This window comes from Clostridium polynesiense, assembly GCF_000820705.1.
GTDB lineage: Bacteria > Bacillota > Clostridia > Clostridiales > Clostridiaceae > Clostridium_AA > Clostridium_AA polynesiense.
Window position 1 is genome coordinate 35,555 of the sequence record NZ_CCXI01000070.1, and the last position, 22,613, is coordinate 58,167.

The 22,613-nt window shown below is 34.3% G+C and carries 20 protein-coding genes, 5 tRNA genes and 2 other annotated features; of the genes, 2 read left to right on the forward strand and 23 right to left on the reverse strand.

The features are described 5' to 3' along the window. Positions 1–65: 65 nt before the first annotated feature. Complete coding sequence (locus TA89_RS06660) at positions 66–632, reverse strand: 50S ribosomal protein L25 (protein ID WP_040211955.1); 567 nt, start codon at positions 630–632, stop codon at positions 66–68. Positions 633–805: 173 nt separating this feature from the next. On the opposite strand from TA89_RS06660, the gene TA89_RS06665 reads away from it, so the two are divergent. Next, on the forward strand, positions 806–2,269 hold the full coding sequence (locus TA89_RS06665; protein ID WP_040211958.1) for an aminotransferase class I/II-fold pyridoxal phosphate-dependent enzyme: 1,464 nt from the start codon (positions 806–808) through the stop codon (positions 2,267–2,269). Positions 2,270–2,346: 77 nt separating this feature from the next. Here the strand turns inward: TA89_RS06665 and TA89_RS06670 are convergent, their stop codons facing one another. The 16 genes from TA89_RS06670 to ytxC all read right to left on the reverse strand — a co-directional run bounded on the left by TA89_RS06670 (position 2,347) and on the right by ytxC (position 20,602). Next, a complete protein-coding gene (locus tag TA89_RS06670; RefSeq protein WP_040211959.1) occupies positions 2,347–2,925 on the reverse strand; it encodes an indolepyruvate oxidoreductase subunit beta in 579 nt (192 codons plus the stop codon). Continuing rightward, a complete protein-coding gene (iorA, locus tag TA89_RS06675; protein WP_040211960.1) occupies positions 2,925–4,685 on the reverse strand; it encodes an indolepyruvate ferredoxin oxidoreductase subunit alpha in 1,761 nt (586 codons plus the stop codon). The genes TA89_RS06670 and iorA overlap by 1 nt, the downstream gene beginning before the upstream one ends. A gap of 38 nt (positions 4,686–4,723) precedes the next feature. Then, complete coding sequence (locus TA89_RS06680) at positions 4,724–5,614, reverse strand: bifunctional enoyl-CoA hydratase/phosphate acetyltransferase (protein WP_052447347.1); 891 nt, start codon at positions 5,612–5,614, stop codon at positions 4,724–4,726. A 133-nt stretch (positions 5,615–5,747) separates the two neighbouring features. Continuing rightward, positions 5,748–6,215 carry a 2-thiouracil desulfurase family protein gene (locus TA89_RS06685; RefSeq protein WP_040211961.1) on the reverse strand — a complete coding sequence of 156 codons (468 nt, stop codon included), beginning with the start codon at positions 6,213–6,215 and terminating at the stop codon, positions 5,748–5,750. Positions 6,216–6,224: 9 nt separating this feature from the next. Next, positions 6,225–8,582 (reverse strand): endonuclease MutS2, encoded by a 2,358-nt coding sequence (locus TA89_RS06690; RefSeq protein ID WP_040211964.1) that lies wholly within the window; start codon positions 8,580–8,582, stop codon positions 6,225–6,227. 22 nt (positions 8,583–8,604) lie between these two features. Beyond that, positions 8,605–10,959, reverse strand: coding sequence for a U32 family peptidase (locus TA89_RS06695; protein WP_040211965.1), 2,355 nt, complete (start codon positions 10,957–10,959; stop codon positions 8,605–8,607). 102 nt (positions 10,960–11,061) lie between these two features. Beyond that, positions 11,062–11,658, reverse strand: a complete 597-nt coding sequence (locus tag TA89_RS06700) for a cell division protein ZapA (RefSeq protein ID WP_040211968.1) — start codon at positions 11,656–11,658, stop codon at positions 11,062–11,064. Positions 11,659–11,733: 75 nt separating this feature from the next. After that, the gene (gene pheT, locus TA89_RS06705; protein ID WP_040211970.1) at positions 11,734–14,115 is read right to left on the reverse strand and encodes a phenylalanine--tRNA ligase subunit beta; all 2,382 of its coding nucleotides are present in this window, start codon (positions 14,113–14,115) and stop codon (positions 11,734–11,736) included. An 11-nt stretch (positions 14,116–14,126) separates the two neighbouring features. After that, positions 14,127–15,146, reverse strand: coding sequence for a phenylalanine--tRNA ligase subunit alpha (gene pheS, locus TA89_RS06710; RefSeq protein ID WP_040211971.1), 1,020 nt, complete (start codon positions 15,144–15,146; stop codon positions 14,127–14,129). 41 nt (positions 15,147–15,187) lie between these two features. Then, positions 15,188–15,400: a binding site (T-box leader), on the reverse strand. A gap of 37 nt (positions 15,401–15,437) precedes the next feature. Further along, a complete protein-coding gene (locus TA89_RS06715; RefSeq protein WP_040211972.1) occupies positions 15,438–16,232 on the reverse strand; it encodes a TrmH family RNA methyltransferase in 795 nt (264 codons plus the stop codon). Between the two features lie 16 nt (positions 16,233–16,248). Next, the gene (locus TA89_RS06720) at positions 16,249–16,911 is read right to left on the reverse strand and encodes a potassium channel family protein (RefSeq protein WP_040211974.1); all 663 of its coding nucleotides are present in this window, start codon (positions 16,909–16,911) and stop codon (positions 16,249–16,251) included. Between the two features lie 11 nt (positions 16,912–16,922). Continuing rightward, on the reverse strand, positions 16,923–18,269 hold the full coding sequence (locus TA89_RS06725) for a TrkH family potassium uptake protein (RefSeq protein WP_040211976.1): 1,347 nt from the start codon (positions 18,267–18,269) through the stop codon (positions 16,923–16,925). Positions 18,270–18,406: 137 nt separating this feature from the next. Next, on the reverse strand, positions 18,407–18,766 hold the full coding sequence (gene rplT, locus TA89_RS06730) for a 50S ribosomal protein L20 (RefSeq protein ID WP_040211977.1): 360 nt from the start codon (positions 18,764–18,766) through the stop codon (positions 18,407–18,409). 26 nt (positions 18,767–18,792) lie between these two features. Continuing rightward, positions 18,793–18,990 (reverse strand): 50S ribosomal protein L35, encoded by a 198-nt coding sequence (rpmI, locus tag TA89_RS06735; RefSeq protein ID WP_040211979.1) that lies wholly within the window; start codon positions 18,988–18,990, stop codon positions 18,793–18,795. A gap of 20 nt (positions 18,991–19,010) precedes the next feature. Beyond that, positions 19,011–19,535, reverse strand: a complete 525-nt coding sequence (infC, locus tag TA89_RS06740) for a translation initiation factor IF-3 (protein ID WP_040211996.1) — start codon at positions 19,533–19,535, stop codon at positions 19,011–19,013. A gap of 21 nt (positions 19,536–19,556) precedes the next feature. Next, positions 19,557–19,671: a sequence feature (ribosomal protein L20 leader region), on the reverse strand. 40 nt (positions 19,672–19,711) lie between these two features. After that, positions 19,712–20,602, reverse strand: a complete 891-nt coding sequence (gene ytxC, locus TA89_RS06745) for a putative sporulation protein YtxC (RefSeq protein ID WP_040211980.1) — start codon at positions 20,600–20,602, stop codon at positions 19,712–19,714. Between the two features lie 150 nt (positions 20,603–20,752). Here ytxC and TA89_RS06750 point away from each other — a divergent pair, with 150 nt between their 5' ends. Further along, positions 20,753–21,451 carry a DUF6873 family GME fold protein gene (locus TA89_RS06750; RefSeq protein ID WP_040211981.1) on the forward strand — a complete coding sequence of 233 codons (699 nt, stop codon included), beginning with the start codon at positions 20,753–20,755 and terminating at the stop codon, positions 21,449–21,451. A 97-nt stretch (positions 21,452–21,548) separates the two neighbouring features. On the opposite strand, the gene TA89_RS06755 is transcribed toward TA89_RS06750, so the two are convergent. The 6 genes from TA89_RS06755 to TA89_RS06780 all read right to left on the reverse strand — a co-directional run. Next, positions 21,549–21,622: transfer RNA gene (locus TA89_RS06755), tRNA-Cys, on the reverse strand. Positions 21,623–21,628: 6 nt separating this feature from the next. After that, a tRNA-Gly gene (locus TA89_RS06760) sits at positions 21,629–21,703 on the reverse strand. A 2-nt stretch (positions 21,704–21,705) separates the two neighbouring features. Next, a tRNA-Phe gene (locus TA89_RS06765) sits at positions 21,706–21,781 on the reverse strand. Between the two features lie 2 nt (positions 21,782–21,783). Then, positions 21,784–21,860, reverse strand: a tRNA-Asp gene (locus tag TA89_RS06770). 8 nt (positions 21,861–21,868) lie between these two features. After that, positions 21,869–21,944: transfer RNA gene (locus TA89_RS06775), tRNA-Val, on the reverse strand. A 92-nt stretch (positions 21,945–22,036) separates the two neighbouring features. Further along, positions 22,037–22,613: Hsp33 family molecular chaperone HslO (locus tag TA89_RS06780; RefSeq protein WP_040211984.1), on the reverse strand; the 577-nt coding region annotated here is incomplete at its 5' end.

Genomic DNA, 22,613 nt, shown 5'->3' on the forward strand with positions numbered 1-22,613 from the left:
CTCTTCATTATTATGCTAAACAAAAAAAGAAAATAGTTTACTGTAATGTAAACTATTTTCTGTAATTATTCGATAACCTCTACAACTTTTTGATCAAAACTTACTGATGCAATGATGGAATTTAAATCCTCTACAATAGAGATTTCTTTTCCCATTTCTATGTCGGAAAGTTTAAATATACTGCCAACCTTTGCATCACTTAAGTCTAAGGTTATATATTTAGGAAGATTTTCCGGAGAACAAGTGACCTTTATGTTGCTTTTTTCTTTTTGAACCACTGCTCCACTAGCTGTAAGATGACCTTCTCCTATATAATTTATTGGAATATGTGTAGTAACCTTTTCAGTACCATTAATTTCTTCCAGGTCTATATGGATAAATTTATGAGTAACAGGCTCTCTTTGTATTTCTTTAATTAGTGCTTCATGAACATTTCCTTCAATATTTACCTTTATAATTCCATGCTCTCCGCTTTCTAATATCTCTCTGTTCAGTTCAAGCTCTCCTATCTCAATCATGCAATTTCTCATTTCTTTTCCATATAATATACCAGGTACATTGCCTTTTCTTCTTACTTTTTTTGCACTTTTTCCTTTGTTATTTTCTCTTAAATTTGCTGTTAATATTTCCATAAAAATCCCTCCTGAAAAGTATTATGGTCAATAGTTGGCAATATTATTCAACAGTTTACTTTTTTTCTATTGCAATATAAAATCAATTAACATATAATAAAATTGTTTTTGCAAATAACGACAATTTAGAATATTAAAAAATAAATGTTTATGAAGGAAGGTGCCGTATAAAGTTGTATAAACTCAATCAAAATGAAACTCCTCTTTTTGATGCTTTAATGGAATATGTTAACAGAGAAACCGTTCCTTTTCATGTCCCCGGGCATAAAAAAGGTGTAGGAATCGATAGTGAATTCAAAAATTTTATTGGAGAAAATCCTTTTAAAATCGATGTTACTGTGTTCAAACTGGTTGATAGTCTTCATCATCCTACCGGTCCAATCAAAAATGCCCAAAAGCTTGCAGCTGACGCATACGGCTCAGATGCTGCATTTTTCTCCATTCATGGAACCTCTGGAGCAATCCAGGCAATGATTATGTCCGTGGTAAATTCCGGAGACAAGATACTGGTTCCAAGAAATGTTCATAAATCTGTTACTGCAGGTATCATTTTAAGCGGTGCACTTCCAATATATATGCAGCCGGAATTAGACAAAAATGTAGGAATAGCTCAGGGAGTTACCCCTGAAACAGTAGAAGAAACTTTAAAAGAGAATCCTGATGCCAGGGCAGTACTTATAATTAATCCTACCTATTACGGGGTAGCTACTGATATTAAGAGGATAGCTGATATTGTACACAGCTATGACATACCTCTTATAGTAGATGAAGCTCACGGTCCCCACTTAGGATTTAATAGCAGACTACCTGTATCTGCTATGCAGGCCGGTGCCGATATATGTGCTCAAAGTACCCATAAGATTATCGGAGCTTTGACACAAGGATCTCTGCTTCAGGTAAAAAGTAAATATGTAGACACTCAGAGAGTTCAGCAGATATTAAACCTTCTCCAGACAACTTCACCTTCATATATATTAATGGCATCCTTAGACTGTGCCAGAAGGCAGATAGCTTTGGAAGGGAAAGAGCTCTTGGATAAAACTATAGAATTAAGTAATTATACCAGAAGGGAAATAAATAAAATACCTGGATTCTATTGCTTTGGAGAGGAAATTTTAGGTCAGCCGGGAGTTTATTCTGTAGACCCTACAAAAATTACAGTTACCTGCAGAGACTTAGGTATAACCGGATATGAGCTGGATACTATATTATCAGAAAAATATCATATTCAGGTGGAGCTGTCAGACTTATATAATGTTTTAGCAGTGGGTTCTTTTGGGGATACTAAAGAATCTCTGGATAAGCTTATTAATGCCTTAAAGGAAATAAGCGAAGACTACAGCAATAGGGAGAACATAAAGCCTGACTTTATAGATATACCTGCAATTCCTGAAAGTGCTTTAATTCCTAGAGAAGCTTTTAACAGCAAAAAAGCCTCTATCCCAATTAAAGAAAGTGTAGGAATGATAAGCGGTGAGTTTCTACTTGCATATCCTCCAGGAATTCCTGTACTATGTCCCGGAGAAATTATTACCCAAGAGATAATAGATTATGTATACGAATTAAAAGAAGCGGGTTTATACGTTCAGGGAACAGAAGATCCGGAAGTTGAAAATATAAAAATAGTTAAAAGATAAAGAAAAAGCCATGGCTAAGCCATGGTTTTTTCTTTAATGAAAACTATAAATGATATTTATTTTCTTTAATTAACCCTTTATTCAATCTCATTGCCTATATTAAAAGCCTTAATATTCATATCCAGGAATTTAGCATTGACATTGCTTTTTATGATTTCTTCCCAATCAATCTTCTCCAGTCCGCAGGCTTTAACCAGAGCTCCTAATAGAATGCTGTTCTGAACCTTGCTGTTTCCTATATCTTTTGCTTTTTCGTAAGCATGAATAACCTTTATTTTTATAGGGTTTTGAGATATTTTCTCCAGTACATCTTCAGGATAAACCTCATTTCCTACTAGGACGGTAATCGGTCTGATTTCATAGTCATTAATTATTACTGTTCCATTCTCCTTTAAAAACTCAATCCATCTTGCCGCTTCAATCTTTTCAAAAGAAACAATAACATCTACAGTTCCTTTTTCAATTAAAGGTGAGTATACTTTTTCCCCATATCTAACTTGAGTAACAACGCTTCCTCCTCTTTGAGCCATTCCATGGACTTCTGACATTTTAACATCATATCCGGATTTTATTAACCCTTCAGTAAATATCTTTGATGCAAGTATTGTTCCCTGTCCGCCGACACCTACAAAAAGAATATTTTTAATATTGCTCATTATTCTCCCACCTTTTCTATGGCATTAAATTTACAAACCTGTTTGCATATTTCACACCCGTTACATTGAGCTTCGTCTATTGTAACAGTGTCATTCTTATAGCTTAAAGCCGGGCATCCTGTCCTTAAACAAGCCTTACACCTCTTACACTGTTCAGTTTTTATACGACATTTAGATTTCTCTCTAAGCTTTAAAACTTCCTTTTTAAGTGCACAGGGCTGTTTAGTGATTATAACAAAAGGTTCAGAAGAATTTTTAGCATCTTTAACCGCTGCTTCAGTGTCTTTAAGATTATAAGGGTCTATAATTCTTAAATTATCCTTTTTAATTCCCAGTGCCAGAACAATGTCTTCAATAGATAAGATAGGAGCAGCTTGTCCCTGAAGAGTAAAACCCGTTCCGGGATTTTCATTATGACCTGTCATTGCTGTGGTTCTGTTGTCTAATATACAGGTTACTATTGGTTCATTATTATAAATTGAATTAATAAGTCCTGTAATTCCGGAATGAAAGAAAGTTGAATCTCCAATAAAGGCAAATATTTTCTTTTTATCTCCGGCAAGCTTTCTTGCTTTACTTAATCCGATTCCTCCTGATATTGATGCTCCCATACATATTACTGTGTCTGTGACATTAAGAGGAGGCATCATTCCCAGTGTGTAGCATCCTATATCCCCTGTAGCTATTATGTCTTTATGCTTTGAAACCGAATAAAATATTCCTCTATGAGGACATCCGGCACAGAGTACAGGAGGTCTGTTTGGCAATACTCCTTCATACTTCATCACAGAATCTTCATATTCCCCTAAAATTGCGTTTCTTATGATGGCGGGATTTAATTCACCGCATATAGGTATAACATCTTTTCCGCTGCATTTAATTCCCAAGGTCTTTACAAAGTTCTCTATATAAGGCTCATTTTCTTCAACTACTATTAACCTGTCTACCTTCTCTGCAAACTCACGAATGAGCTTTCCAGGTAAAGGATGAGTAAATCCAAGCTTTAAATAAGAGGCATTATCTCCCATTACTTCTCTGCAGTACTCATAACTTATGCCGCTGGATATTATTCCAATAGATTTGCTTCCCATTTCTATCCTGTTTAATGAACAGGTATTTGAGTATTCCTCAAGGTTTTTCAGTCTTTCTTCCACTTCAACATGCTTTCCTCTAGCATGGGCAGGTATCATAATATATTTCTTTATGTTCTTTTCATATTCTTTTATTTTTGTCTGTTTTTTTTCTCCTAGCTCCACAACGCTTTTAGAGTGAGATACTCTGGTAGTTAATCTAAAAAGCACAAGGGTGTCAAAGTCTTCACTTATCTTGAAGGCCTCTCTCATATAATCCTTACATTCCTGTGAGTTTGATGGCTCCATCATTGCAACCTTTGCATGTGGTGCATACAGCCTGTTATCCTGCTCATTTTGAGAAGAATGCATACCAGGATCATCTGCTGAAACTACAACAAATCCTCCATTAACACCTTCATAAGCCATAGTAAATAGTGGATCCGCTGCTACATTGACCCCAACGTGTTTCATTGCTGTTAAACTTCTTGCTCCCCCTATGGATGCTCCTGCAGCTACTTCAAAGGCCACCTTCTCATTAGGAGCCCACTCACCATAAACCCCTTCATATTTACTGAAATTTTCTAGTATTTCTGTACTTGGTGTTCCCGGATAAGCAGAAGCTATACTGCATCCAGCCTCATAAGCCCCTCTTGCACAGGCTTCATTCCCAGACATTATAACTTTCATAAAATAATCCCCCTTATTTTTAATTAATTAAAGCTGACTTATATTAATGAACCTAGAGCTATAGAATATAGCTTTGATATGGCTGTATCCGCTCTGGAAACTAACACTATAGGACATTTAGCACCAACAATAACTCCGGCGCTTATAGAATTACCAAAATAAGTTAAGCATTTTCCAACCATATTTCCACATTCTATATTAGGTACAAGAAGCACATCAGCATCCCCTGCTACCTGACTTTCAATCCCTTTATGTTCTGCCGCTTCCTTATCTATTGCATTATCAAAGGCTAGCGGTCCATCTATCAAGCATCCTTTAAGCTGCCCCCTTTTATTCATCACCACTAAGGATGCTGCATCTACAGTAGCCTGCATTTTAGGATTTATATTCTCAATAGCAGCCAGCACAGCTACTTTAGGCATTTCTAATCCCATAGCATTGCAAACACACAGAGAATTTTTTATTATATTGACTTTATCATTTATATCAGGAAAAGTTACCATTCCTCCATCTGTTAAATATATTAATTTATGGTAACCGGGTACATCGTAAACCATTACATGAGATAAGGTATCATTTTTCTTTATACCGTATTCCTTATCTAGAACCGCCTTCAACAAATCAGAAGTATTAAGCTTCCCTTTCATTAAAAAGTCATTTTCATCATTTTTGATAGATTTAACCGCTTCCACAGCTGCAGTTTTTGCATTATCTGAATTTTTAATTATCATGCCTCTTAAATTAATCTCATTATCTTTAGCTATCTTTTTAATCTTATCTTCATTTCCATAAAGCACTGCGCTGATTAGACCTCTATTAACAGCTTGCTCTACAGCTTTCAAAACTTCTCCATCCTCAGCTGCTGCAACTGCCAGCTCTTTACGTAAAGAAGGATCAACTTTTTGGAACAATATATCCAATCTGCTCATAGTACACCTCCATCTCTAAATCATTGTATATGTTTAGTATAAGAACATTAATGCTTTTCTGTCAATTTTATCTGATAAAGTTATATTAGGTAAAAGGTGCATAAAAATGTAATTATGCACCTTTTTAGCAAGCTTATAAATAAGCCTTTATAAATTCTTCAATATCTTCTTCAGTAAATACCTTTATATTATTTTTAAGTAAAAGTTCAGCAGTTACTCCATTGCCGTTTATTAAAGTTTTGCTGAAGGTTCCGTCATAAATCCTGCCTACGCCGCAGGAGGGGCTTTTGCTCTTTAACAACGCTGCGGAAGCATTTATATTCTTTGCAAGCTTAAGGGTTTCTTCAGCACCTTTTATAAAATTGATAGTGGAGTCGCTTCCCTTTATCGAGATTACCCTGGCTCTTCCTTCTAGTACATCCGCTCCTGTGCCCCCGATTATTTCATGAGGCTCTCTGGGAGTAGTCATGCCTCCCATCTGTTCAGGACATACAGGTATCAATAAACCCTTTATTAAAAGTTCATTAAGCTTTTTATTATAATTGTTTCTGCCATCATATCTGCAGTTATTTCCTATTAAACATGCGCTAACAATAAACATATAATCACCTTACTTTAATATTACTACAGTAACGCCATCTCCACCTTCTCCATATTCTCCTAACCTGTAGGATTTTACGTGAGGATGGGTTTTAAGCATATTTTGAATAGCTTTTCTAAGTACACCGGTTCCTTTTCCATGGATTACAGTTGCTTCATTTAATCCTGCCATATAAGCTTCGTCTAAATATTTATCAGTATTATATATAGCTTCTTCAGAATCCATTCCACGGAGATCGATAGAGGTAGGGGTAGATTTCAAGTTTAAATTAATTTTCTTTTTAGACCTACTCTTTACCTCTTCCTTATCTGAACTCTCAGTTAAGTCCTTAGCCTTAACATTAATTTTCATTATGCCAGCCTGAACCTGAACCTCTCCTTTACTGTCAGGAGAAGTAAGTATAACTACCTTTTGATTCAGTTTCGAAAGAAATGCGGTTTTTCCAGGAAAGATTTCCTTTAGAGGTTTTCCTTCCTCTTTATTTATATTAAATTCCGAAACTTCTATCTTATCCAAATTACTTTTTATTTTTCTTCTTTCCTCTTCTAATTTCTGCCTTGCTTCAGATGAATATCCCATCCTTTCAAGCTCTCTTATATTTTTAAGGATTTCGTCTGCTTCTGCTTTAGCTTCCCTAAGTATATTTTTAGCCTCTCTTTTTGCTTCTAGCTGAGCATTTTCTCTAATCTTATCTATACCAGACAATTTAACTTGTAGCTTTTCTTTAATCTTATCTGCCTCCAACCTTAGACTTTTAGCGAGTCGGGCATCATTTTCAGCTTTGATGCTCTTTTCCTGAAGACTCTGTATAAGATCTTCAAATTTTAGAGTTTCATCTGCTATAAGCTCTTTAGAGGATTCTATAATATATTCAGGAAGCCCGAGCCTTTTGGATATCTCAAATGCGTTGGATTTTCCAGGAATTCCGATGAGAAGTCTGTAGGTTGGCCTTAAGGTTTCCACATCGAATTCCACAGAAGCATTTTCTACACCGGAGGTTCTTAAAGCATAAGCCTTTAATTCACTGTAATGTGTGGTGGCAAGTATTTTACTCTGTTTTTTTCTTAAAAACTCTAAAATAGCAACAGCTAAAGCCGCTCCCTCCGTAGGATCTGTACCTGCTCCCAGTTCATCTAGCAGCACTAGAGAATCCTCATTAGCTGAGTTGATAATATTAACAATGTTGGTCATATGGGAAGAAAAAGTGGATAAGCTTTGTTCAATGCTCTGCTCATCTCCAATATCAGCAAATACCTCATTAAAATACCCAATGGTAGAATTCTTTTTTACCGGAATCAGCACCCCGCTTAACGCCATAATATGAAGAAGACCTACTGTTTTTAATGTAACTGTTTTTCCTCCTGTGTTTGGGCCTGTGATTATTAATGAATTATTGTCCTTTCCAAGATATACGCTGCAGGGTACAACTTTACTTTGATCTAATAGAGGATGTCTTGCTTCTATTAAATCTATGTTTCCCTCCCTGCTTATGGATGGCATTTCACAGTTAAGCTCATTTGCATATTTAGCTTTAGCAAATATAAAATCCAGTTCATATAAAATCCAAGTATTATTTTTCACAGGGGTTATATTATTGTATATTTCCATTGAAAGTTCTTCCAGAATCCTTTCGATTTCAGCCTTCTCTTTAAGCATAAGCTCTTTTATTTCATTATTTAAATTAACCAGACTCATAGGTTCAATAAACAACGTGGCACCGGAAGAACTCTGATCATGCACCAATCCTGGAACAGCAGATTTATATTCAGATCTAACAGGAAGCACATATCTGTCCCCTCTTACAGTAAAAAGATTATCTTGAAGGTATTTTGAATTACTTCTAACTAAAGAAGTAATTTTATCTCTAACGGAAGAATTCTTTTCCTTTAAGCTTCTTCTTATATTGTATAATGTACTGCTGGCATGGTCTGATATCTCTTCTTCACTTATGATTGCTTTGAATATTTTATCCTCAAGATTCCTTAAGGGCAAAATTGAATCACATATATCCTCTATGGTGGGGAATGCCTCTTCACTTTCCTTTCTTGCGACAAAATCCTTTAATTTTCTTGAACATTTCATTGCATTACCTATTCTGAGGAGCTGGGAAGCATTTAGCACACCTGCCTTTTCTGCTCTTTTTAAAGCTTCAGTAACATCGAAGAATCCTTCAAAGGGAGGTGAACCCTTTTTATTGATAAGATTGAAGGCTTCATAAGTTTCCAGAAGTTTCTTTTCCACTTTGTGAAAATTGTCATAAGGAGATAATTCCGTTATAAAGGATCTTGCGGTTTCTGTTACAGCATATTCAGCAATTTTGTCTTTTATCTTATTAAATTCAAGTACCTTTAAGGCTTTTTCGTTCATTATATCACCCTTTCTCAGGCTTTTATTCTACACCTCTTTTATAGTGACCTCTGGTAGCTTCATCTTTTATAAGTATTGAAGCTTTTTCTTTTAGCATTTCAAGTATTTTATAAGTTTCTTCATAATTTTCGTCGGTAAAATCTACTCTAAAGGATTTAATACCTATTTCTTTTAATTCTTTTTGTCTGTCTATAAGATTTAAAGGAATAGTATTTAACAAAATACTCCTGCAGAATAAATCTGTATATACAGGAAACTCTTTGTTAAGTCTGTCTTTAAGTACATAATTTCCTTTTTCGCATTCTCTGCCGCAGTTTCTATCTGTTGATTTATTTCCCATAACACTTCCAATAGGACAGTATTCCATAACCATCATTTCAATTTTACCATATATTAGCGCTTGGAGGGGAATACTGCTTTTGTGTACTATTTCCTGTATTTCTTTTTTATTTAACTCAACACTTATACTGGCTGATTTTAACTCTTCATTATAGAAATCTGTACTGTAGGAATTAAATATATTTGATTTATAATCACCTATAATTGCAGTTCTGCCTTTAAATCTATTAATGATGCCTAAATTGGAAGTGACTATACCTTTTATATTGTTTAAGTTCCTTTCAATGATTTTTATAAGGCTTTTATATTCCTGTCTTATAATATTGGGTATCTTTAAGTATACATCTTTTTCTGAAATAGAAATTAAATCTTCTTCTCTAATACCGTTCCTTCTCCAGAATAAATTTACAGCGGCAGCTTCTATACTGCTGTGTAAAAATGCTTTAAGCTGTTCCTTTGTATTTATTACCGCTAAGAAATCAGGATTACCTTCAAATCTTTTATATTCCTTTGCTTTTATATGTTGTTTTACACCTTTTCTTTCAAAGCTTTTAAGCATATCTTCTTCTATTTTTTCCAGCAGTTCTCTTCTAGATTTATTAATGGAAGATACCGGTAAAAATCCTTCTTCATAATCTTGTGCAGAGACCTTCGACACTTGAAAAGGAGAATCTCCTGACTTGCTTAAGTTATCATATATCCTATTTAATTCTGTAGGTTTATTAATTGCCTTCTGTACCATATCCCCTGATACTTCATAGTTCTTTCCTTTATATTCAGCACTTAAGGTAAAAGGCTTATCAATGGAAAATATGAAATTTATATTTATTTTTTCTTTTTTAAAATTATCAGCATAAGTATAGGTCTTATACTTATTATTCAGCTTTTCGCTGGAGGTTTTGTATAAAACATCTCCCTTTTTATAATTCGGGGGGAATAATTTCACCCTGCTTCCCTTAAAAGCCTCCTCCAGCGTGCTGTCATACTCTATAATCTTAGTTACTGTAAATCCAGTATCTCCGTTGGTAACTCCATCCTTGAGAGCAATATCATTTTCAAGAGTTACAGATAAATCTTTATTCACCCTTCCAAGAACTATTCCTGTATTTTTAGGATTATTAACTGCCATTAACTCAATACCAGGATTCCCATATAGGTAAGATTTATTGAAACCTTCTCTGTTAAAGAGCTGCATAAGTTCAGTTTTTGCCCCTTCAACATCACTGTTTTCTTTCAGTCCGTAATAACTGTCTATAGCTTCTCTATAATTTTTCACTACTCCTGCTACATATTCTGCTCTTTTCATACGCCCTTCAATTTTTAGGGATGCTGTACCGCTTTTTATTATATCTTCTACTATATCTATAGTACACATGTCTTTTGGGCTTAAAAGATAACCAGATTTGTACTCATCTGTCTCTTTATTGATTATACTGTATGGCATTCTGCATGCCTGTGCACACCTTCCCCTATTACCGCTTCGTCCTCCTATTAAACTGCTCATTAAGCATTGACCTGAATAACTTACGCATAAAGCACCGTGGACAAAAATTTCTGTTTCTATATTTAAATCAAGAGATATATGTTTTATTTCCTTCAAAGACAATTCTCTAGATAATACTATGCGCTTAAAACCTTTATTCACTAAATATTCCGCAGCTTCTGCGTTATGAACAGTCATTTGGGTTGAAGCATGTATCTCCAAGTCAGGATAAGCATTAGATATATAATAAGCAAGTCCAGTATCCTGAATTATTAATGCATCTGCTCCCATAGCATAAAGCTTTTCTATATATTCTTCAGCTTCTTTCATTTCATTTTCTTTTATTAATGTATTTAATGTTATATATACCTTTTTACCTCTTATATGCGCATACTCCAGAGCTTTTTTTATATTATTCATGTCAAAATTCCCAGCATAGGCTCTGGCTGAAAATTTATCTCCTCCTATATATACAGCATCTGCACCTGCATTCACTGCAGCCATAAAGCATTCCATATTCCCTGCCGGTGCCAGCAATTCTATTTTATCCTTCATATATTCATCTCTCCTATTCAATGAATATTATATACAAAGAAACTGTAATTTAACAATAATACAGTTAATTTTTTGTAAAATAAATAAGAGCCCAGGGGGCTCTTATTTATCATAATTAATCAGGGCATTCTTATTCTTTCTTTCCTTAGCTAGAGCAATCTGATTTTCTATTAGTTTATTTTGAAGATCCATAATCTTATATTTAGATGATTGATTATTAAACTTCATCTCTTTATTCTCAGCTTTTAAGGATTTATTTTCCTCAGTATATTTTGATACAGCTTCCTTCATCGCTTCAATTTCTCCGCTGAGTTCTTCGATATTCTTATTCTTTTCTTCTATTTCCCTTTCAGCATCAGCGGTAGTTGTTCTGCTTTGAAGCTCATCATTATATATTTCAAGTCTTTGAATCTGCTTTTTAAGCTCTTCTATTTCATGTATAAATTTCTTTTCTTCTGTCTTTGAAGCCTTAAGCTCTTTTTCCAGATTAATATATTCTTCTTTATACTTAAAAAATTCATCTGCTATGTTTACTGCAGTAAGTATTGCTGCTGAAGAAACGCTCAGCTTCTTATTGTTATCTAGTATACCTCTGATTTTTTTATCTACATATATAGCTACTTTGTGAAGATACTCTTCGTTTTCTTCTCCTTTTAGATTATATTCTAAACCATTTATCTTAACAGTAATTATATTCATAGCAACACCCTCTTAATCAATTTAAGTATCCTAACTAATATATTACCATAATTAACTGGTTAAGAAAACATAGAATCATCTTAATTGAGCTCCAAGCTTAAATTCTAAGGCTCTGACTATCTTATCGTGTATCTTATTAATATCGCTGTCCTTCAATGTCCTGTTATCTGCTCTGTAAACCAGAGAATAAGCTACACTCTTTTTGCCTTCAGGAATCTGCTTTCCTTTGTAAACATCAAAGAGTTTTACAGATTCTATCAGATTTCCTCCCTGCTTTCTGATAGTCTCTTCTATTTCCTGAACTAATATATTATCATCTAAAAGCAATGCTAAATCTCTTGTTATTGCAGGATATTTAGGAAGAGGTTTATAAGCTTTTGTTAAGCTGCTGAAAGCGTAAAGTCCATCTAAATCAATTTCTGCTGCATAACAAGGCGTATCTATATCATAATTATCGGATACGTCAGGATGTATTTCTCCTAATATTCCCACTGCCTTTTTTCCACAGTAAAGATCTGCGGTTTTTCCGGGATGAAAAGCTTTGTTATCACTTTGCCTTATGAATTTATAGTTATTTATTCCTAAAACATCAAGGAGATTTTCTATAATTCCCTTTAAGTCATAATAATCTGTATTGCCATATAAACCTATGCTTAATATATTTTTTTCTTCAGGAAGACTCTCCTCTTTTTCTTTAGGAATATATATCTTAGCCATTTCAAAGAGCCTTGCTTCTTCAATACTTCTTGAGTTATTTCTGGCTAAGCATTCCATCATAGAAGGTATAGTAGTAGTCCTCATCTGGCTGAAATCTTCTCCTAAAGGATTTTTTATTTTAACTGTCTTTCTTAAAAGGCTATCTTCTGGTGAGTTTATCATATCAAGGGTTTTAGGACTTACAAAAGCATAGGAAATAGATTGACAAAGACCGCAGGCAATCATATTGGAAATAACAACGTCATCCATTTTCTGCTTTAAGTTTTTAGGTTCCTTTTCTGTAACTGTTTTTGTAATAGTAGTAGGAATATTATTATATCCGTATATTCTGGCAATTTCTTCAGCTATGTCTTCCTTAATTGCGATGTCAATTCTGAAGGTTGGAACCTTTATTACTAACTTATCTCCTTTTATTGAAGCAAATAATTCAAGCCTATCTAAATATCCCTTCATTTCTTCTGAGGTTAATGACGTTCCTAAGAATCTGTTAATCCATGAAACTTCAACAGTTAATTCCTTAACCTCTTTTGGATTATCATAAATGTCAATGATTCCGGACATTATTTCACCGCATTTTAGAAGTTCTACCAAGCTGCAGGCTCTATTTATGGCTATCTCAGCTAAATTAGGATCAATTTCTTTTTCAAATCTTGAAGAAGACTCAGTTCGTAAACCAAGCTTTTTTGAGTTTACTCTAATGTTTATACCATCAAAGTTTGCACTTTCAAATATAACTTCTGTGGTATCCTCTTTTATCTCAGAATCCAGTCCTCCCATTATACCTGCAAGGCCTATAATATTTTGATTATCCTTTATACACAGTACATCTGAATTCAATTCCCTTTCCACATCATCTAGAGTTGTGAATTTTTCTCCCTGCTTCGCTCTTCCCACAACTATTTTTCCGGATTTTATTTCCCTTCTGTCAAATGCATGCATTGGCTGACCTACTTCCAGCATAACAAAATTAGTTATGTCAACTATATTATTTATAGGTCTTACACCAGCGGCCAACAGTCTTTCCTGCATCCATTGAGGAGAAGGAGCAATTTTTACATTCTTAACACCTTTAGCCATATATCTTCTACAGTATTGATTATCTTCAATTTCCACCTTAATTACATCCTGAACATTGACATCGGAGCTGGAATTATAGTTCATTTCCGGCAGGGTATAAGGGATATTAAGGGTTGCAGAAGCTTCTCTGGCTATACCTATAACACTAAGACAATCAGGTCTGTTTGATGTTATTTCAAAGTCTACGACCTCATTATTTAATCCCAATACTTCTTTTATATCCCTGCCTAAAGGTGTATCTGAAGGAAGTATCATAAGTCCATGGACAGGTTCCTCTGTGGCAATTCCTAACTCTTCTTCAGAGCACATCATACCATTGGAAGGCACTCCTCTTAATTTTCCCTTTTTTATCTTAAGACCATTAGGCAGAGAAGAACCATGAAGAGCTACAGGAACTATATCACCTTCTGACATGTTATTTGCACCTGTAACTATTTGTATCTGTTCTTCCGCTCCGATGTTCAATTGGCATATAACCAGTTTATCAGCATCAGGATGAGGTACAATGCTTTCTATCTTACCTGTTACTACATTAGAAATTTCATCTCCCTCTGAAATCACTTCTTCCACCTTAGAGCCTGACAGTGTTAGACTATCAGCAAGCTGCTGAGGACTAATTTCAATATTAATATAATCTTTAAGCCATTTATATGGAACTTTCATAGCTGCACCTCCTAAAATTGATTAAGAAATCTCATATCGCTTTCATATAATAATCTAATATCATCTATTCCGTATTTAAGCATAACCATTCTGTCAACGCCGAAACCAAAAGCAAAACCGCTGTATATCTCTGGATCGATTCCACAATTTCGAAGAACTTGTGGATGAACCATTCCGCAGCCTAAAAGTTCAATCCATCCGCTGCCTTTGCATACTCTGCATCCTTTCCCCTGGCACACAAAACAAGTTGCATCCATTTCTGCAGAGGGTTCTGTAAAAGGAAAATGATGAGGTCTAAATTTCGTCTGAAGTTTATCGCCATACATCTTCTTTGCAAAAAGTTCTAAGGTACCCTTTAAGTCTGCAAAAGTTATGCCTTTGTCTATTACAAGTCCTTCTAACTGATAGAATATTGGAGAATGAGTAGCATCCGCTGCGTCTGATCTGAATACCTTACCAGGAGATATCATTTTAATAGGAGGCTTCTGATTTTCCATTACCCTTATCTGCACAGGGGAGGTTTGAGTTCTCAGTACCACATTATCATTTATATAAAAGGTATCCTGTTCGCTTCTTGCAGGGTGATTTTTAGGTATATTTAAAGCCTCAAAGTTATAATAGTCAAGTTCCACTTCAGGTCCTTCTTCTATAGAAAATCCCATAGACACAAAAATATCCTTCATATTTTCTAAGGTTAAATCCAAGGGATGTCTTTTACCTACAGACTTTTTTCTGCCAGGCATGGAAATATCGATAACTTCTCTTTCTAATTTTTCAGCTTTTTCTTTTTCCTTTATTTCCCTGGAAATTTTTTCTATATTTTTCTCTATATCCTCTCTTATCTCATTTGCAAGCTTACCGATTAAAGGTCTTTCTTCGGGGGATAACGCCCCCATTCCTCTTAGTATAGAGGTTAACTCTCCTTTTTTTCCTAAATATTTCACTCTTACTGCTTCAAGTTCTGAAATGCTCAGAATGCTTTTCAATTCATTCAATGCTTTTTCGCTGATTTCAGATAGTTTATTTTTCATGCTCCTTCTCCTTTCTTTTTCCCAAATAAAAAAGCCGCCCCATAAGGGACGGATTATCCGCGGTACCACCCTAGTTAGCAGCAATGCTCTCTCTAAAAAAATAACGGTTATCACCGCCAACCACTACTATAATTTTCGCAGTTAGAACTCCTGAGTGAACTTCAATATAACCATCCTTAAGAAAGCTTTCAGTCTATGGCTTTCAATCCCTGTTTAAGGTGTATTATATCTACTCTCTCATTCACAGTCTTTATATTTTCATTAATATGATATAACTAAATCCTTATAAAATCAAGGTTGTTTTTTTAATCTTTGTCTTAGAGCTTCAAACATCACAACGGATGCAGCAATAGATGCATTTAATGATTCAGCATTTCCTACCATAGGTATTATTGCTTTTTCGTGACAAAAGTTCAAAATTTCATCACTGAGACCTGAAGCTTCATTTCCAATGCAAAAAACCGTTTCTTCAGATAAATCTAAATCATATATGCTTTTCTCCGCTTTTAAGTATGTTCCAATAAATTTAAATCCCTGTGATTTTAGCGAAGCTGAAAAATTTAAATTCTCCTTCTCCGTTATTATAGGAACCCTAAAAATTGATCCCATAGTGGACCTAAGAACTTTTTCATTTAAAAAATCTACAGTTCCCTTGGTGCATATAACTCCCAATGCGCCTACAGCATCAGCAGTTCTTATAATAGTTCCTAAATTACCAGGATCCTGAATTCTGTCCACCAGCACAAATATTCCCCTCTTAATTTCAGGCTGAGGAAATTTGAACTTTACAGTTGCTATTATGCCCTGAGGATTTTCAGTATCGCAGATATCCTTAAATAACGAATCTTTTAAAATATATTGAGAGGAATAATTACCAGATAATAACTGTTGCATTTCTTCATCATGCTTTTCCATAAAGGAGGAAGTATATAAAAGGCTTTCAATTTCTGCCCCGGATTTAATAGCCTCTTCTACAAACCTATATCCTTCAATAATATAAAGTTTTTTTTCATATCTGTATCTCTTGCTTTTTAATTTTTTAATGTCCTTAAAAACTTTATTATCTTTGCTCTCAATGATTATCAAGTAATTACCTCCAATACTATTTGTTCAGCCTGGCTTCAAGTTGGCTGAGATCATCTGCAGACCCTATTGCTACAACTATATCATTTGGATATATTTTATCATCCGCATTAGGTGAAACATTGATTTCATTTTCATTTTTAATGGCCATAACGTTGATACCATAATTTGTTCTCATTCCAATATCCCTTAAAGTTTTATTATACCATTCTTTAGGAGACTCAATCTCCATAATGCTATAATCAGGAGACAGCTCTATATAATCTAAAATGCTTGAGGATACTAAATTATGTGCTACTCTAACTCCCATGTCTTTTTCTGGAAGGATCACTCTGTCTACTCCTATTTTGTAGAGCACCTTAGCATGAAGGTCACTATGCCCCTTTGCAATTATATATTTAACTCCAAGCTCCTTAACCAATAAAGCAACCATAACGCTGGCTTGGATATTTGAACCTATGGTAACTACAGCAACGTCAAAATTCCTGATTCCTACTGTTCTTAAAGCAGCTTCATCTGTGGCATCCATCTGTACTGCATGGGTAACGGAATCGGATATTTCCTGCACCAAATCTTCATCAACATCTATAGCTAAAACATCATGTCCGAGAGCATAAAGTGTTTTTGCTACTGAAGTACCGAATCTTCCTAATCCTATAACAACAAATTGTTTATTTGACATATTAAACACCCCTATCCAACAATTATTCTATCTTCAGGATACCTTATACCTGAATTGCTTTTATTTCTGGTCAATGCTAGGACTACTGTTAAAACACCTACTCTTCCAAGGTACATAGTTATTATTAACAACACTTTACCAATGGTGGTCAGCTCTGTAGTTAACCCTAAGGTTAATCCCACAGTACCAAAGGCAGAAGTAACTTCATACAGTAAATAGTCAAAAGGAGCTCCAGCCTCTGTTATAGAAAGTATCATTGTTACGGAAATAACCAGTAAAAGCCCCATCATTATAATGGCAAGAGACTTATATACTATATCCTTAGGTATTCTCTTTTTAAATACCTCAGTATCTTCCCTTCCTTTTATTACGGAGATGATAGTCATAACCAGTATTCCAAAAGTTGAAGTTTTAATCCCCCCTGCTGTAGACCCTGGCGAGCCCCCGATAAACATTAATATAATTGTGAGAAATATCCCTGCAGTGGTCATCCCAGAAGTGGAAATGGAGTTAAACCCTGCAGTTCTTGGTGTAATTGATGCAAATAATGAATTAAACAACTTTCCCTTGAAGGTTAATGGCTGTAGTGTAGCAGGATTATCATATTCGAATAGAAACATTAATAAAGCTCCTCCGAATATTAAAATAAAGGTCATGAGTATTACCAACTTTGAATGTGTAGACATCTTTTTTAACCCTTTATAGTTATAAATTTCTGACCACACTACAAATCCAAGACCTCCCACTACTATTAAGGCACCTATAGTAAGTATCACTATTATATTTTCTGAATATGCTGTTAAGCTTGAAAAGCCTCCCATAAGGTCAAAGCCGGCATTACAAAAAGCTGAGATTGAATGCCATATGCTATAATAAATTCCCTTACCTAAACCGAACTGCGGTATAAACTGCGTAGACAATAAAAGTGCTCCAATAAGCTCTACAGAAAAGGTAAACATTAGAACATACTTTGCAAGCTTAACTAAGCCCTGAATATTAAATGTATTCATTGACTCCTGCATAATTAATCTTTCTCTTAGAGTTATTTTTTTGCCTAAAATTAAAGAAAGCAACGTAGCAAAAGACATAAATCCTAATCCGCCTATTTGGATTAAAGTAATGATAATAGTTTTGCCAAAATAACTCCAGTGTGTCCCAGTATCCAGAGTTACCAATCCTGTAACACATACAGCAGATGTAGCTGTAAAGACACAATCTGTAAAATTGGTATAAGTCCCCCTTGCTGAAGATATGGGTAATGAGAGTAGAAACGCTCCTGTAAGTATTACTGCTCCAAACCCTATTGCTAAAATCTGAACTGGATTTAACTTGATTTTTTTAAACTTCTTTTTCTCCATTTAATCACCTCTATAGCCCTTGGGTGTTCAACTTTATTATATAATAAATAACTCTCATTAAAAATATTAAGTATAATTAAACTTTTAAAGAAAATAATTTAAATATAACAAAAATGCGACATGAGCCGCATTTGTTATTAAAGGTTTATTTGTTTTTTTGCAATTTCAACTAATTCTGTAAATGCTTTAGGATCATTTATAGCTATTTCAGAAAGCATCTTTCTGTTTACATTAATACCTGCAAGCTTCATACCGTTCATAAATCTTGAATAGGATAAGCCATTCATTCTTGTAGCTGCATTTATTCTAGCAATCCATAGCTTTCTAAAATCTCTTTTCTTAAGCTTTCTTCCAACATATGCATTTCTTAAAGCTCTAATAACAGACTCATTAGCAGTTTTGAAAAGCTTACTTTTTCCACCATAGTAGCCCTTCGCAAGCTTTAATACTTTTTTATGATTTTTACGAGCATTAACCGCTCTCTTAACTCTTGCCATTTTGCAAACCTCCTATCAGTAGTTTTCTATAGATATGGTAATAATTTCTTCATGTTCTTTTCTTGTGTAGGTGATACTAAAGAAGATTTTCTTAAGTTTCTCTTTCTTTTAGAACTCTTCTTAGTTAAAATATGGCTTTTGAAAGCTTTTGCTCTTTTAAGCCTTCCGCTACCTGTTTTCTTAAATCTTTTTGCTGCACCTCTATGAGTTTTCATTTTTGGCATGATAAAATCCTCCTCTCAAGTTATGCTTTCTTAGGAGCCAAAATCATGGTCATATTTTTCCCTTCAAGTTTAGCTGGCTTTTCGATGACACATACATCTTCTAATTTAGAAGCAAAATTCTTAAGTATTTTTTGCCCAATATGTGAATAATCCGCTTCTCTACCTCTAAACCTTACTGTGACCTTAACCTTGTCTCCATCTAGTAAAAATTTTCTAGCATTATTAGCTTTTATGCTTACATCGTGTTCTTCTATAGATGGACTAAATCTAATTTCTTTAACATTTATAACTTTTTGTTTTTTCTTAGCTTCTTTATCTTTTTTTGACTGCTCATAGATAAATTTACCATAATCCATAAGCTTGCAAACGGGTGGTTTTGCACCAGGAGATATCATTACTAAATCTGTTTCTTTTTCCTCTGAAAGCCTTAAAGCATCTCTAGATGACATTATTCCCAGCATGGAACCATCAACATCAATTACTCTTATCTCTTTTTCCCTAATCTCTTCATTAAGTAAATAATTCTTATTATTAATACTCTTCACCTCCGGTAATGTATGGGCATTAAAATATAAAAAGGACGGCAAAGCCGTCCTTTAAATATCACCATGATAAAACAAGTAATACATAACCTTACTAGCAGTGCTGTAAGGTGAGAAACGGCTGTTTCTGCTTGACATAAAGATTTTATCATTGAACTTCATCAATGTCAACTATTTTATCATATTTTAATTTCATGGGTGCAACAGTACTTGCATTTACTGCAGAAGGTAACCCTATCAGTGAAGACGTTTTTAATAGTTTCCAGCACCTCTATATTTTTACAATTATCTTTACCATGAATAATAATTTTTCTTGGAGAGTTTGTAATCAATCCACTTATGATAATATCTTCTATATTTGCTATTCCGCTAAACTTTCCTTCAGTAAGATCGCTTACAAAATCATGAAAAATATCATTGCCGTAGGTATCCTGAATTTTATAGTTGCCTGCTATATCTATAATAATATTTACTTCAAGTATTTTGCTTTCTTGAATATCAACAAAATACTTCAGTAATTTTATAAACTCGTTATACTCTTTTTCTATCATATACTTTTCAACTATTTTATCTACAACACTTTCTAAATCATATATTAAATCCTTCATTCGAAAAGTAATGAATCCATTTATATTTATTTCTTTTTTTTCTTCTATACAGCATTTTATTTTTTCTATTATGCTGTTTATTCTATTCATGCAAAACACATAGGTTTCGTCCATGGTGCTTATCTCTCCCATGAGAACTTTCATAGATTTATCTTCTATATTTAAAATTTCATCATGCTTTAGAAAAAAATAGGTATCTGTAAGCACCTCATACATTTCTCTCTTCCTGAAATAATCCACGATGATTTTATATAAAATATTGCTTATATATAAATACACCATTTTCTGCAGATTGTCACTATAATCGTTATCTTCGCATAATATTTTTATGAAGTGGGTATTTCCTTCAATACTTTCAGATATCCCTAAAATAATATTTTTAGTTTTAAAGTTCTGACGCATATTTTGTATATCTTCGATTAAGTTCATCTCTCCTTCGTAGGCAAGTTTAAGAAGCATCATACGTACCTCACTCCCTTCTTAAATATAGTATGTATTTAAAAGAAATGTATATACAAAATTCTTGAAACAATTATCGACATTATAATTTTGTTTATATTTTTATCTTTATAGATTAAAATAATCTATATACATAAATTTAAGGAGTTTATTATGAGGTGTGCCATAGTTGATTATAGAATTTCAGAAACAGAAACATACAACTTAGAAAATTTAGGATATAGAGTATTAAAATGTCCCCACTGCAGTGATGTTTATGAAGGAATATCCGGACATCCTGATATTCAACTATATGTATCATCACAGAAAAGCATTGTAGCGCAAAAAAAATTATCTCCTGATTTTATAAAGGATTTAAATCAAACCGGTTACAATATAAACCTAAGCCATAAGGCTTTGTCCTTAAAATATCCCGAAGATATAATATTAAATGCTTTTTCTACTAAAGATTTTTTTATTCATAATACGAATTTTACAGATAACGAAGTATTAAATTTAGAGAAGAATAAAGAAGTAATTCACGTTAACCAGGGTTACACTAAATGTTCTATTCTTCCTGTTACAGATAAAGCTGTTATTACTAATGATAATTCAATATTCAAAGCTTTAACCACTCATGGTTTTGATGTTTTGCTCCTCCCCTATGGGGATATAATGCTTCCCGGATTCAACTACGGTTTTATAGGAGGTTGCGGAGGTAATACCCAAACCGGGGAATTGTTATTTTTCGGAGACTTAAATCATTATAAATACGGAGCTGAGGTTATAAGTTTTCTATTAAAATACAGCGTAGAACCAGTCTATTTATATAACGGTCCTCTTAGAGATAGAGGCAGTCTTATTTTATTATAAGCACTATATAATTACCTTCAGCTGCTTTCAATGAAAATAAAAACATTAAATTTTCACATAAATAAACCCTTCAAGAAAATCTTGAAGGGTTTATTTATGGAGGCGCCACCCGGACTTGAACCGGGGATAAAGGTGTTGCAGACCTGTGCCTTACCGCTTGGCTATAGCGCCTTAATATGGAGCGGGAGACGGGATTCGAACCCGCAACTTTCACCTTGGCAAGGTGACACTCTACCGTTGAGTCACTTCCGCAGTGGTGGCCAGACCAGGAATCGAACCAGGGACACGAGGATTTTCAGTCCTCTGCTCTACCGACTGAGCTATCTGGCCATTGGCGACTCAGAAGGGGCTCGAACCCTCGACCTCCGGCGTGACAGGCCGGCACTCTAACCAACTGAGCTACTGAGCCAATTATTATGGTGGGAACAACAGGGATCGAACCTGTGACCCTCTGCTTGTAAGGCAGATGCTCTCCCAGCTGAGCTATGCTCCCAATAATAATTACATAAAAATTATAATATAAACAGATTTTAATGTCAATGTGGTTCCTATATAATTTATATAAAATTAAGATTCTTTCCCAAATTAGTTATTTATCCCCTTAAGCAGTTCTCCAATTTCTTCGTGAGTAAATATATATTTTTCATTACAGAAATGACAGTGAAGCTCTTCATCCTTGCCTTCTTTATAAATATCCGTAAGCTCCTTTTTACCAATACTCATAAAAGCTCTCTCCACTCTGTCTCTGGAGCAGTCGCAAAGATATTTTGGTTCGATTTCCTCTGATATCTTTAAATCCATATCCTGGAAAATATCTTTTACTATATCTTCTATAGATTTACCTTCTGAAAGCATTTCAGAAATAGGTTTTGACTCCTCAAGTCTGTAAGTAACTAAATCTGCCAGAAGTTCATCTGCTCCCGGTAACATTTGAATTATAAAACCTCCTGAAGCTTTTATACTGTAATCAACATCTACCAGTACTCCCAAAGAAACCGCTGAAGGTGTCTGCTCTGAGGCTGTAAAATAATATGCCAGATCTTCTGCTATTTCTCCAGTATATATGGGAACTTGTCCTACGTATGGTTCTTTAAGTCCCATATCCTTTATAACCACCAAATTACCATCTTTTCCTATAGCTCCGCCTACATCTAATCTTCCA